We start from the raw sequence: 12,747 nt of genomic DNA, 5'->3' as shown, positions 1-12,747 counted from the left end.
GTGGTCTGCCCACGCAGCGCGCACGCTCCCCGCCATCCCGCGCAGGCGGGATGGATGCGATGCAACGCAAGCGTTCAGCCGCGCCGGGCGGCGGCTATCTATTGAGCTTTCCCTAATTCGCGACAGTGCAAAAACAACCACAGTCATTCCCGCGCAGGCGGGAATCCAGCGTCTTTGAAGTCACTGGGTTCCCGCCTGCGCGGGAACGACAAGCAAGAAGCGTTGTCGTGAAATTCGGAAACATCAATAGTCATTCAGATGGCAGGCGGAAAGCCGTCCGCCGATATCGCGCAGCGCGGGTACTTCGGCCGTGCAACGGGCGCTCGCATGCGGGCAGCGCGGATGGAAGGCACAACCACTGGGCGGCGCCAGCGGGCTGGGCAGCTCGCCGCGGATCGGCTGGTGCGCGGGCGGGCTGGCGCCCAGGCGCGGCGCGTCGGCCAACAGCGCGCGGGTATAGGGATGGCTGGGCGCGGCGAACACCTCGCGCGCATCGCCGCTCTCGACGATGCGGCCCAGGTACATGATCACCACGCGGTCCGACATATGCTCCACCACCGCCAGGTTGTGGCTGATGAAGACATAGGTCAGTTCATGTTCCCGCCGCAACCGCATGAACAGGTTGATGATCTGCGCCTGCACCGAGACGTCGAGCGCGGAAACGGCCTCGTCGCAGATCAGCAGGCGCGGACGCAAGGCCAGTGCGCGGGCAATGGCCACGCGCTGTCGCTGCCCGCCGGAGAACTCATGCGGGAAGCGCTCCGCGTAGCCGGGATCGAGGCCCACCTGCTGCAGCAGGTCGCCGGCGAACGACGCCGCGCGCGCCCGCTTGACGATGCCGTGGTACACCGCGCCTTCGGTAATGGCCTGGCCGATGCGCAGCCTCGGGTTGAGCGAGGCATAGGGATTCTGGAACACCATTTGCACCGCGCGGTGATAGCCGGCGGACGCGATATCGGCGCGCTTGCCTTCCCACGCGATCTCGCCGACCGTCTGCGGCAGCAGCCCCGCCAGCATGCGGCCCAGGGTGGACTTGCCGCAGCCGGACTCGCCCACCACGCCCAGCACCTCCCCCTTGCGCACCTGCAGCGAGACATCGTTGACGGCATGCACCGCCTGCACCGGATTGCCGGCCATGCGCGCCAGCAGGCCGGGCTTCAGCGAGAAGCGTTTCTGCAGGTTGCGCGCTTCGAGCATGACTGTCATGCCGCCTCCAGGGGATAAAAGCAGCGCAGCGTCCGGCCGCGCACGGTAGTTTCGGGGGGTGCCTGGCGGCACGCGTCCTGCGCGCGCGGGCAGCGCGGCGCAAAGGCGCAGCCCGGCGGCAACGCGGCCAGCGCCGGCGCGGCGCCCGGAATCGCGCGCAAGGTTTCGCCGCGCATCGCCGGCGTGGGCAGCGAATCCAGCAGGCCTCGCGTGTACGGATGCAGCGGCCGCTCGACCAGGTCGGCGACGGGGCCCTGCTCTACCACCCGGCCCGCGTACATCACGCAGACGCGGTCGACGAGGTCCTTGACCACCGCCAGGTCATGGCTGATCCAGATGGCGGCGGCGCCGGTCTCGCGCACCAGCTGCTTCATCTCGTAGAGGATCTGCGCCTGGATGGTGACGTCCAGCGCGGTGGTGGGCTCGTCGGCAATGATCAGGTCCGGGCGGTTGATCAGCGCATTGGCAATCGCCACGCGCTGGCGCATGCCGCCCGACAACTCGTGCGGATAGGCGCGCATGCGCTCCTCCGGCGCGGGAATGCCCACCCGCGTGAGGGCATCCACCGCCTGCGCATGCGCCTGCGCGCGGGTGCGGCGATGGTGCACCAGCACGGTCTCGGCCAGCTGGTCGCCCACGCGCATCACCGGGTTCAGCGACATCATCGGGTCCTGGAACACCATCGCGATGCGGTCGCCGCGCAGCGCCTGCCACTGGCGCGATGTACACGCGCGCAGCTCCTGCCCCTTGAAGCGGACCGAGCCGCCGGTGACGCGCCCGGGCGGATCCAGCAGGTTCATCAGCGAGAACGCCGTCACCGACTTGCCCGAGCCGGACTCGCCGACAATGCCGAGGATCTCGCCCGGCTCCAGCGCGAACGAAACCCCATCCACCGCCTTCGCCGCCCCGCGCGCAAACGCGAAGCTGGTGCTCAGGCCGGAAACTTCCAGTAGTGCCATGCCGGGCTCCTTATCCTTCCAGCCGCGGATTGAGCACGCGGCGCAGGCGGTCGCCCACCAGGTTGATCGAGCCGATCAGCAGCACCAGGGCCACACCCGGGAAGATGCTGATCCAGTACTTGTTCGACAGCATGTATTCAAAACCATTGGCAATCAGCATGCCCAGCGACGGCTGCGTGCGCGGCAGGCCAATGCCCAGGAAGCTCATGGTGGCCTCGAGCGTGATCGCATGCGCGATCTGCAGCGTGCCGGTCACCACCAGCGGCGCCATGCAGTTGGGCAGGATATGGCGGAACATCACGCGCAGCGCCGGCAGCCCCTGGCCGAGCGCGGCCTCGACATATTCCTTGCGCCGCTCCACCTGCGCCGCGCCGCGCACGGTGCGGGCAAAGTAGGCCCACTGTACGATCACCAGCGCCAGCAGGGTCTTGTCCACGCCCTGCCCCAGCACCGCCAGCAGGATCAGCGCCACCAGCACCGCGGGCAGGCTCAGCTGCAGGTCGACCACGCGCATGATCGCGGCATCGGCTACCCCGCCGAAGTACGCGGCGGCCAGGCCAACGGCGCTGCCCGCCATCAGCGCCACCACCGCGCTGATCACGCCCACGCCCACACTGATGCGGATGCCGTAGAAGATGGCGCTGAGCAGGTCGCGCCCGGCGCCGTCCGTGCCCAGCCAGTAGTGCGCGTGGCCTTCGTAGCCGACGCTGCCCGGCGGCAGTTCGGAATCGATCACCGATACCGTGGCGAGGTCATACGGATTCTGCGGGCTGATCACGTGGGCCAGAACGGCCACCAGCAGCAGTGCCACCAGCAGTGCCAGCGCGGCGGCAGAAACGCGGTTGGCGCAGAAGCGCCGCAGCAGCGAGGGCCGTGCCGCAGGCGGCGCGGCAGGCGACGGTTCCGCCGCCTGCGCTAGCGCAGGCACGGCAGTGTCGATTTCAGATACAGGCAGGGACATCGGTTCAGTCTCGTTCTTCTGCAGGGGGAAAGGCTTGCGGCAGCGTGCGCGGGCGGAGCTATGCCGCCTTGTGCCGCAGGCGCGGATCGAGCACCACGTAGAGCAGGTCCGCGCGGGCGGAGCTATGCCGCCTTGTGCCGCAGGCGCGGATCGAGCACCACGTAGAGCAGGTCGACCACCAGGTTCAGCACCACGAACAGCACCAGCGTGACGAGCAGGTAGGCCACCACCACCGGGCGGTCCAGCGCCAGCACCGAATCGATGATCAGCTTGCCCATGCCGGGCCAGGAGAACACTGACTCGGTCACCACCGAGAACGCAATCAGGTGGCCGAACTCCAGGCCGACCACGGTCACGATCGGGATCAGCACATTGGGCACCACGTGGCGCAGCACCAGCCGCGTCCCGCCCACGCCCTTGGCGCGGGCAAACTTGATGTACTCCTGCCCGGCTACTTCGCGGGTACCGGCTTCGGTGAGCCGCGCCACCAGCGAGATCTTGAACAGCGACAGCGTCAGCGCCGGCAGCAGCAGGAAGCGGATGCCCTCCCAACTCGTCACCGACAGCGGCACGCCCAGCACCGTGCTGACCGGGCCGCGCCCGCCCGAGGGCAGCCAGCCGAGGTTCACCGAGAACACCAGGATGCCGATCATGCCGATCCAGAACGTGGGCATGATCACGCCGCCCAGCGAGCACGCCATCAGCATCCGCGCCAGCCGGCTATCGGGCCTGAGGCCCGCGCACACGCCCATCGGGATGCCGATGCCCAGCGACTGCAGCAACGCGGTCACGGCCAGTTCCAGCGTGGCCGGCACGCGGCTGACGATCAGCTCGATCGCCGGCCGGTTGTAGATGAAGGAATCGCCCAGGTCGCCGTGCAGGGCGCCGTGCAGGAAGCGCAGGTATTGCCGGGACATGGGCAGGTCCAGGCCGAGCGCGTGGCGCGCCTCGGTGATCTCCTGCTCGGTGGCGGTAGGGCTGACCAGCAGGTGCACCGGGTCGCCGATCAGGTTGACGGCGCAGAAGGTCAGCACCGACATGAGCCACAGCACCACGAGGCTCTGCAGCAGCCGTTTGACAAGGGTTTCGAGCATGATGGTTAAGGCGGGATAGTCCGCGGCACGTGTCAGCGTTGCGGGGCGGCCGGCGGCACCGGGCGGATATTGCTGGCATAGGTGAAGCCGTCGCTGCGCGGCTGCACGGCAAGCCCGTCGCGATAGGCCCACGCCGCGCGCAGGTGATGAAGCGGCACGATGCCCGCGTCGGCGGCCAGCATCTCGGCCGCGCGCTGCTGCACCTGGTCGCGCGGCGCTGGCGCCATGGTGCGCATCGCTTCCCCGATCAGCGCATCCACCGCCGGGTTGGCATAGCCGCTGCGGTTGTTGGCGCCCAGCCCGGCCGCCTTGTCCTGCGCATGGGCCACCGCCACCAGCGGCTCCAGCGAATCGCCGCTGACCGCGCCGATGCCCAGCAGGAAGGCGCTGAACTCCGGCTTGCCGCCCTCGCCGCCCGAGGTGGCGCGGGTGATATAGACCGAGTACGGCAGCGTGCGCACCTCGGTGCGGATGCCGGCGCGGGTCAGCATCTGCCCCACCGCCTCGCAGGTCTTGGCGTCGTTCAGGTAGCGGTCGTTGGGGCAATGCAGCGTGAGGCGAAAGCCCTCGGGATAACCCGCCTCGGCCAGCAGGCGGCGCACGCGGGCGGCATCGGCACGCGGCGCCGGCACCGCCGGGGCAAAGCCGAAGAAGCCCTGCGGCACCATCTGCCCGGCCGGCACGGAATCGCCCTTGGTCACGCGCGCCGCGATCAGGTCGCGGTCGATGGCCAGGCTGATGGCCTGGCGCACCCGGGCATCGCGCAATGGATTGGCCGCCAGCGGCTGGCCCGCATTGCTTTGCACATAGGGCGACACCGTGCGCGCCTGGTCCAGCTGCAGGTAGTTCAGCATGTATGACGTCGCCGACACGGTGCGGATGCGGCCGTTGGTGCGTGCAAAGGCTTCGGCGATGCTGGCCGACGAGGCGTCGATCACATCCACCAGCCCGGACAGCAGCGCCGAGGCCCGCGCCGGCTCCTTCGGGATGAACTGGAACACCACGCGGTCCCACGGCTGCGGCCCGCCCCAGTAGCCGGGGTTGCGCGCCAGCGTCAGCTGCTGGCCGTGCTCCCAGGCCACCAGCTTGTACGGGCCGGTGCCGATGCTGGCGCTGCCATGGGCAAAGTCCGCCTCGCGCACGGCCTTGCCCAGCGAGCGCGGCAGCATCGCCACCATGCCGAGGTTCTGCGGCAGCGCCGGGTTGGCCGAGCGCGTGCGCACGCGCAGCGTCAGCGGCCCCGTCACCTCCACCCCCGCAACCGATTTCAGGTAGGTGCGGAAGGTGCGCGCGCCGGGCAACTTCATGGCGCGCTCGATCGAATAACGCGCATCGTCGGCAGTGAACGGCTCACCGTTGCTGAAGCGTACGTCCGGGCGCAGCTGGAACTCCCAGTTGCGGTCGTCCAGCTGGCGCCAGCCGGTGGCAAGCAGCGGCATCGGGCGCAGCGCGTTGTCCAGGCCGACCAGGGTCTCGTACACATGGCCCCACAGGTTGCGGCCGGCGGCGTCCAGCACATGGGGATCGGCCGCGCTGATCTCGGCCTTGTAGCCGATGCGCAGGTCGGCGGCATGCGCAGCCTTGCCGCCCGCAAGCAGCGTCAGGGCGGCAATGGCAACGGCGGCGATACGTGACGCGAGGTGGACAGCAAGGCGAGGCATGGGGATCTGGTTCGTTTCTCGAAACATTGTTTCATTCTGTGATACCGCGTATCGAAGAATAAGACATCGAGACCCATGTCGATAAGCAGGGTTTACCCCTGTGATGCGTGCGGGCAAAGAAAAGCGGCGCCGAAGCGCTAATGCCGTTCAGTTAGCGACTGTCGTTCCCGCGCAGGCGGGAACCCAGTGACGTCATCCCCAAAGGGGACGTGAAAGACGCTGGATTCCCGCCTGCGCGGGAATGACGGTAGGGCTTGGAACTTGACTGAACGGCATTAGCGCCGAAGCGCCGCTTTGAGATGCAGGGAAATTGCGCGGACCTGCCGCGCCTGGCCGGGTTCAGCCGCCGGTGTAGCCGAGCGCCCGGGACAAGGCCGCGGCCTCCGCCACCACCATCGCCACATGCCGGTCCAGCGCCTCCTGCGTGGTCCGGCTGGCCGGGCTGGCGATACTCAGCGACGCCACCGCGGCACCGCTGTGGTCGCGCAGCGGCGCCGCGGTGGACACGGCCTCGGCATCGCGCTCGCCGACCGACACGGCATAGCCGGCGGCACGGATCGCTGCAAGCTCGTCGCGCAGGGACTGCGGCGCGATGATGGTCTTGTCGGTGAAGCGCTCCAGTTGGTGCGCCAGCACCGCGTCCAGCACCTCGGGCGCAGCGAAGGCGAGCAGCAGCTTGCCGGAGGCCCCAACGTGCAGCGGCCGGCGGTTGCCGATCTCGGTATGCACGCGCACCGATTGCATCGACTCATGCCGCGCCACGCAGACCGACTCCAGCCCGTCGCGCACGCGCACGATCACGTTCTCGCCGCAGGCCGCGCCGATCGCCGCCAGCCGCGGCCCCACCAGCTTGACCAGGTCGAACTGCTCGCGCGCGGCATTGCCCACCAGCAGTGCGTTATAGCTGAGCTTGTAGACCGCAGCCGGCGACTCGCGCGCGATCAGGCCGCGATGCTCCAGCGTGGTCAGCAGGCGGAACGCGCGCGCCTTGGTCAGCCCGGCCCGGCGAGCCAGCTCGGTCACGCCCAGCGATGGGTGTCCGGCCACCAGCATCAGCAGGCCCAGGGCTTCATCCACCGCTTCAACGATGTAGGTCATCGATTTTTCTTGCACAGATTTCAGAAATGTCCAACGCGATTGTAGCGGTCGGCGCAAACATTCGGCATGCACTGCGTCACGCGAACATGCGGTTTCAGGAGTCCGCCAGGAATGTTGATTCAGGCAGAGCCTCCGGCATGGGGCCGTCACCCGCGAATCCAGCAATCTGACAATTCCGAATCCAGGCCTCAGCTTATGATCGGCGGGACTCGCTGCACCTCGTGCAAAGATCAGAAATAACGGAGACAACCTTGTACCTGACCAGAGCCCTGCACCGCTCGCTGCAGCAGCAGCCGGACCAAGTCGCCACCATCTTCCGCGGCCGGCACCGCACTTACCGTGAATTCTGTGATCGCGTCGCGCGCCTGGCTGGATCGCTGCAGGCGCTCGGCATGCAGCCGGGCGACCGTGTCGGCATCCTCGCGCAGAACTCCGACCGCTACCTCGAATACGCCATGGCAGCCTGGTGGGGCGGCGGCGTGCTCAATCCGGTCAATGTGCGCTGGAGCGTGCCTGAAGTGGTCTATTCCCTGGACGATTGCGACACCGGCATCCTGGTGATCGACGACCAGTTCCTGCCGATGGCCGCGGGCATCCGCGACACGGCCAAACGCACGCCGGTACTGATCCATGCCGGCGACGGCGCCGCGCCCGACGGCATGCTGTCGTTCGAGCAGCTGATTGCGCAAGCCGCGCCGGTGCCCGACGCGCAGCGCGGTGGCAACGACCTCGCCATCATCATGTACACCGGCGGCACCACGGGCTTTCCCAAGGGCGTGATGCAGACCCACGGCACGCTGTGGTGCGGCTGCCTGCAGCGCATGGCGGATACCCCGCCGCTGCGCGGCGGCCGGGCGCTGCATGTCAATCCGTTCTTCCATGTTGCGTCGATGGCGCGCGTGCTGAACCAGTTCCTGGCAGGCGAGACGCACGTGATCATGCCCATGTTCGAGCCGCGCGAGATGCTTGAGACCATCGAACGCGAGCGCATCACCGAACTGGCGCTGGTGCCGACCATGATCCAGATGCTGATCAGCCACCCGGGTTTCCCGAAGCATGACCTCAGCAGCGTGCGCCGCCTTGGCTACGGGGCTTCCGCCATCAGCGCCGCCGTGCTGGAGCAGACCATGGAGAAACTGCCGGGCGTGGACTTCGCCCACTCCTACGGCATGACCGAGTCCATGATCGTCACCACCAACCCGCCCGAGAACCACAGCCCGGCGGCGCGCGCGCAGGGGCTGCACCTGTCCGCCGGATGCGCCGGCATCGGCATCGAAGTGAAGATCGTCGATCCGGATGGCAACGAGGTGCCGCGCGGCACCGTGGGCGAGATCCTGGTGCGCAGCGCCGGCGTCACGCCTGGCTACTGGAACCGCCCGGAAGACACCGCAAAGGCCTTGCGGGACGGCTGGCTGCACACCGGCGACGGCGCCTGCATGAACGAGCAGGGTTATATCTTCATTGTCGACCGCCTCAAGGACATGATCGTCAGCGGCGGCGAGAACGTCTATTCCGCCGAAGTCGAGAACGTGCTTGGCCGCCACCCGGCCGTGGCGATGAGCGCCGTGATCGGCGTGCCGCATGAGAAATGGGGCGAGGCCGTGCATGCGGTGGTCGTGCTCAAACCCGGCATGCAAGCCACCGGCGCGGAAATCCAGGAGCATTGCCGCGCCCATATCGCCGGCTACAAGTGCCCCAAGACCGTGGAGTTCCGGCAAGCGCTGCCGCTGTCGGGCGCGGGCAAGATCCTCAAGCGCGACCTGCGCGCGCCGCACTGGGAAGGCAAGACGCGCGCGGTGAACTAGTCGCCGGGCAGCGCCTTGACACCGCTCTTCCTGTGCGGCATAGGCTGGCGCGCGCCGGGCCGCGGCGGGCGGCGTGGCACCGGTGGCCGAACGCTTCCTGCACCGGGCACGCCCGCAACGAATACAGCCTTTGGCACATCCGAATTCAAGGCAAGGGTTATGCTGCGTAATATTCTTGATCTTGCATTGCCAGTCCGTGCGTAGCGCAATTTGAAGTACCAGAGGAGAACAGATGAGCATCAACGGCAAGGCCTACATCGTCGGGGCCTACGAGCACCCCACCCGCAAGGCACCCGACAAGACGGTGGCGCAGCTGCACGCCGAAAGCGCCAAGGGCGCGCTGCAGGATGCCGGCCTGACGCTGGCCGACGTGGACGGCTATTTCTGCGCCGGCGACGCGCCGGGGCTGGGCGCGGTCAACATGGTCGACTATCTGGGCCTCAAGGTGCGCCATATCGACTCCACCGACACCGGCGGCTCCGCCTACCTGGTCCATGTGTCGCACGCGGCGCAGGCCATCGCGGCCGGCAAGTGCAACGTGGCCCTGATTACGCTGGCAGGCCGCCCGCGCTCCGAGGGCTCCAGCGGCACGCAGGCACGCAACTGGGGCGCCAACCTCCCGGACATGCCGTTCGAAAGCCCCTTCAGCCCGGTCACCGTCAACCTGTATGCGATGGTGGCCATGCGCCATATGCACGAGTACGGCACCACGGCCGAACAGTTGGCCTGGATCAAGGTGGCGGCGTCGCACCACGCGCAGCACAACCCGCACGCGATGCTGCGCGACGTGGTCACGGTCGAAGATGTGCTGAACTCGCCGATGATCTCCGACCCGCTGCACAAGCTCGACTGCTGCGTGGTTTCTGATGGCGGCGGCGCGCTGATCGTGGCCCGCCCGGAAATCGCTGCCACGCTGAAACGGCCCAGGGTGAAGATCCTCGGCGCCGGCGAGCACATCAAGGGCCAGCTCGGCGGCGAAGTCGACCTGAGCTGGTCCGGCGCGCGCGTCTCGGGCGCGGCGGCGTTTGCCGAAGCGGGCGTCACACCGGCCGACATCAAGTACGCGTCGATCTACGACAGCTTCACCATCACCGTGCTGATGCAGCTGGAAGACCTGGGTTTCTGCAAGAAGGGCGAAGGCGGCAGGTTCGTCGCCGACGGCAACCTGATCTCCGGCGTCGGCAAGCTGCCCTTCAACACCGACGGCGGCGGCCTGTGCAACAACCATCCGGCCAACCGCGGCGGCATCACCAAGGTCATCGAGGCCGTGCGCCAGCTGCGCGGCGAGGCGCACCCGGCGGTTCAGGTCGCCAACTGCGACCTGGCGCTGGCGCAAGGCACCGGCGGCTACCTGGGCTCGCGCCACGGCAGCGCCACCCTGATCCTTGAACGTGAATAATGCGCGGGAGCAATGACATGACGACCCCACACATCCCCACCGTCTACAAGGCGCCCGACGAACAGCCCGACAACCTGCCCTTCTGGCAGGCAGCGCGCGAAGGGAAACTGCTGGTCAAGGTCTGCGACGAGTGCGGCAAGCCCCACTGGTACCCGCGCGTGCTGTGCCCGTTCTGCATGGGCACCACCTCGTGGCAGCAGGCCAGCGGCCGCGGCACCATCTACACCTTCAGCGTGACGCGCCGCGCCGGCCCCAACCCGTTCTGCATCGCCTACGTGAAGCTGGACGAGGGGGTGACCATGATGACCCATATCGTCGACTGCGACCTCGACACGGTGCGCATCGGGCAGAAGGTGCAGGTGAAGTTCTCGCCCAGCGATGGCGGCGCACCGGTGCCGACCTTCACGCTCGCCTGACAACAGGCAGCAAACAGAACGGCGCGCCGGTCCGCAAGGTCCGGCGCGCCGTTTTTCCGTCAGCCGTCAGAGCCGACGGGGCATATCGCCTTCAGGCCGTCAGCACGTCCCTTGCCGGCATCGCGACATCGCGCCGGCTGATGGTCCATGCCATGAAGGGGTCCGCCGCGCTGCGGTGCTGGGTCCAGCGCGTGTGGCAGGTATCGCACTGATGCTCGCGCGTCTGGCATTGCACGCCGGCGGCAAGGCTGCGCCACTGCATGTCGCCCAGCGGGCGCAAGGCACCGTGGCCGTTGGCGCAGCGCGCATCCAGCCGCAGCCGCTCGCAGCGGCGGCATAGCGGCCGCGCCGTCGCGGCGGGCGGCACCTGGCCCTGATCGGCTGTCGCCGCCGCTGGCTGCGCTGCGGCGCCCTGCGCATCCTCCATCTGCGCGGTCGAGCCAAGGCGGCAGCGCGTGCGGTGCAGCGCCGCCCAGTACAAGGCGCGCACCGCGTCGGAGCCGTCGCGCATCGCCGCTGCGCGGCAGCGTTCGGCCTGCCGGTGCAGCGGCAGCCCGAACTCGGCCGCCGAGGCAAAACAGACCACCTGCTTGCGCGGCGAGGCGTCCTCGATCCAGCGCTCGAACAACTGCGCCAACTGATGGCGGCAGGCGTCGTCATCACCGTCGGCCTGCGCGAGCGCAAGACGATGCGCACGCCGGCTCAGCGACCGCACTTCCTGCCTGAGTTCGCTCAGGACCGGCAACAGGCGTGCGGCCTGTCGTGTCCGCGTTGGCGATGCGATGGCGCGCTGGGTATTGCTCACTTCTGGCTCCGGCACATTCAGCTTTCGGCACGCACGGGCGGGCCGCATGGTGAGCCGATTATAGGAGCGCGTTTGTGCACTGCAGAGAAGGTGGGCGGGGTCCTACCTGATACGGGTGGGGGCCCGTCGCGCCTGCTTTTGGTCTACTTGCGACCAGTGCAAAAGGAGAACCACCATGGGTGTACTGAGCGGAATCCGCGTACTCGAATTCGAAGCCATCGGGCCAGGCCCGTTCGGCGCAATGCTGCTGGCCGACATGGGCGCCGACGTGCTGCGCATCGACCGCCCTGCGGCGCCGCAAGACCTGGGGCCCAAGTCGGCCACCGGCAAGCGTGTCGATGTGACCGGCCGCGGCCGGCGCTCGGTCACGCTGGACCTGAAGCAGCCCGAGGCGCAGCGCGCGGCGCTGGCGCTGGTGGAACGCGCCGACGTGGTGATCGAAGGCTTCCGCCCCGGCACCATGGAGCGCCTGGGCCTGGGGCCCGACATTGCGCTGGCGCGCAACCCGAAGCTGGTCTATGCGCGCATGACCGGCTGGGGCCAGACCGGCCCGCTGGCGGACCGTGCCGGCCACGACCTGAACTATGTCGCGCTGTCCGGCGTGCTGTCGGGCATCGGGCGTGCCGGGCAGGCCCCGGTGCCGCCGCTGAACCTGGTCGGCGACTATGGCGGCGGCGGCATGCTGCTGGCGCTGGGCGTGGTGGCGGCGCTGCTCAACGTCCAGCGCGGCGGCAAGGGCCAGGTGGTCGACGCCGCCATGACCGAAGGCGCCGCGCAACTGGGGGCCGTGTTCTGGGGCCTGCTGGCCTCGGGCAACTGGCGCGAGGAGCGCCAGGCCAACGTGCTCGACGGCGGCGCGCCCTGGTATGACAACTACCGCACGCGCGACGGCAAGTACATGTCGATCGGACCGGTTGAAGGGCGCTTCTACGCCGAACTGCTGGACAAGCTGGGCCTGGCCGGCAAGGAGCTGCCGGCCCAGTACGACCGCAAGGGCTGGCCGGTGCTGCGCGAGCAGTTCGAGGCCGTGTTCCTCACGCGCACGCGCGACGAATGGTGCGCCGTGTTCGAAGGCAGCGATGCCTGCATCGCGCCGGTGCTGGAATTCAGCGAAGCGCCCGAGCACCCCCATCACCGCGCGCGCGGCAGCTTTGTCGAAGTCGCGGGCGTGGTGCAACCGGCACCGGCGCCGCGTTTCCTCGGCACGCCTTCCGGGATCTCCGGTCCCGCGCCGGCGCGCGGCGAACATGGCGCCGCCGCGCTGCGCGACTGGGGTTTCGATGCCGATGGCGTGGCAATGCTGCAGGCACAGGGCCTGGGCGTGATGCCGCCGCGCTGAAGCA

The 12,747-nt window shown here is 68.5% G+C and carries 11 protein-coding genes; 4 read left to right on the top strand and 7 right to left on the bottom strand.

All coding sequences use genetic code 11. The annotated features are described in order from the left end of the window. Positions 1-243: 243 nt before the first annotated feature. The 6 genes from ACREYQ_RS05790 to ACREYQ_RS05765 all read right to left on the bottom strand — a co-directional run bounded on the left by ACREYQ_RS05790 (position 244) and on the right by ACREYQ_RS05765 (position 6,979). Positions 244-1,206, bottom strand: coding sequence for an ABC transporter ATP-binding protein (locus ACREYQ_RS05790; protein WP_432259812.1), 963 nt, complete (start codon positions 1,204-1,206; stop codon positions 244-246). After that, entirely contained in the window at positions 1,203-2,165 is a 963-nt protein-coding gene (locus tag ACREYQ_RS05785; protein ID WP_432259811.1) for an ABC transporter ATP-binding protein, read from the bottom strand. The genes ACREYQ_RS05790 and ACREYQ_RS05785 overlap by 4 nt, the downstream gene beginning before the upstream one ends. A gap of 10 nt (positions 2,166-2,175) precedes the next feature. Beyond that, the gene (locus ACREYQ_RS05780; protein WP_432259810.1) at positions 2,176-3,126 is read right to left on the bottom strand and encodes an ABC transporter permease; all 951 of its coding nucleotides are present in this window, start codon (positions 3,124-3,126) and stop codon (positions 2,176-2,178) included. A 122-nt stretch (positions 3,127-3,248) separates the two neighbouring features. Further along, positions 3,249-4,220, bottom strand: coding sequence for an ABC transporter permease (locus ACREYQ_RS05775; protein WP_432259809.1), 972 nt, complete (start codon positions 4,218-4,220; stop codon positions 3,249-3,251). A 32-nt stretch (positions 4,221-4,252) separates the two neighbouring features. After that, positions 4,253-5,881, bottom strand: a complete 1,629-nt coding sequence (locus ACREYQ_RS05770) for an ABC transporter substrate-binding protein (protein WP_432259808.1) — start codon at positions 5,879-5,881, stop codon at positions 4,253-4,255. Between the two features lie 339 nt (positions 5,882-6,220). Continuing rightward, on the bottom strand, positions 6,221-6,979 hold the full coding sequence (locus ACREYQ_RS05765) for an IclR family transcriptional regulator (RefSeq protein WP_432259807.1): 759 nt from the start codon (positions 6,977-6,979) through the stop codon (positions 6,221-6,223). 251 nt (positions 6,980-7,230) lie between these two features. Here ACREYQ_RS05765 and ACREYQ_RS05760 point away from each other — a divergent pair, with 251 nt between their 5' ends. From ACREYQ_RS05760 to ACREYQ_RS05750, 3 genes are all read left to right on the top strand, one after another. Continuing rightward, positions 7,231-8,784, top strand: a complete 1,554-nt coding sequence (locus ACREYQ_RS05760) for an acyl-CoA synthetase (RefSeq protein ID WP_432259806.1) — start codon at positions 7,231-7,233, stop codon at positions 8,782-8,784. 232 nt (positions 8,785-9,016) lie between these two features. Next, on the top strand, positions 9,017-10,183 hold the full coding sequence (locus tag ACREYQ_RS05755) for a thiolase domain-containing protein (RefSeq protein ID WP_432259805.1): 1,167 nt from the start codon (positions 9,017-9,019) through the stop codon (positions 10,181-10,183). A gap of 17 nt (positions 10,184-10,200) precedes the next feature. After that, positions 10,201-10,599, top strand: a complete 399-nt coding sequence (locus ACREYQ_RS05750) for a Zn-ribbon domain-containing OB-fold protein (protein WP_432259804.1) — start codon at positions 10,201-10,203, stop codon at positions 10,597-10,599. Between the two features lie 91 nt (positions 10,600-10,690). Here the strand turns inward: ACREYQ_RS05750 and ACREYQ_RS05745 are convergent, their stop codons facing one another. Then, the gene (locus ACREYQ_RS05745) at positions 10,691-11,404 is read right to left on the bottom strand and encodes a hypothetical protein (protein ID WP_432259803.1); all 714 of its coding nucleotides are present in this window, start codon (positions 11,402-11,404) and stop codon (positions 10,691-10,693) included. Between the two features lie 175 nt (positions 11,405-11,579). On the opposite strand from ACREYQ_RS05745, the gene ACREYQ_RS05740 reads away from it, so the two are divergent. Then, positions 11,580-12,743 (top strand): CaiB/BaiF CoA transferase family protein, encoded by a 1,164-nt coding sequence (locus tag ACREYQ_RS05740; protein ID WP_432259802.1) that lies wholly within the window; start codon positions 11,580-11,582, stop codon positions 12,741-12,743. Positions 12,744-12,747 lie beyond the last annotated feature (4 nt).

Source organism: Cupriavidus sp. TMH.W2, assembly GCF_050847365.1.
In the GTDB taxonomy this organism is placed as follows: Bacteria; Pseudomonadota; Gammaproteobacteria; order Burkholderiales; family Burkholderiaceae; genus Cupriavidus.
This window is presented reverse-complemented; position numbering and strand designations above follow the sequence as displayed.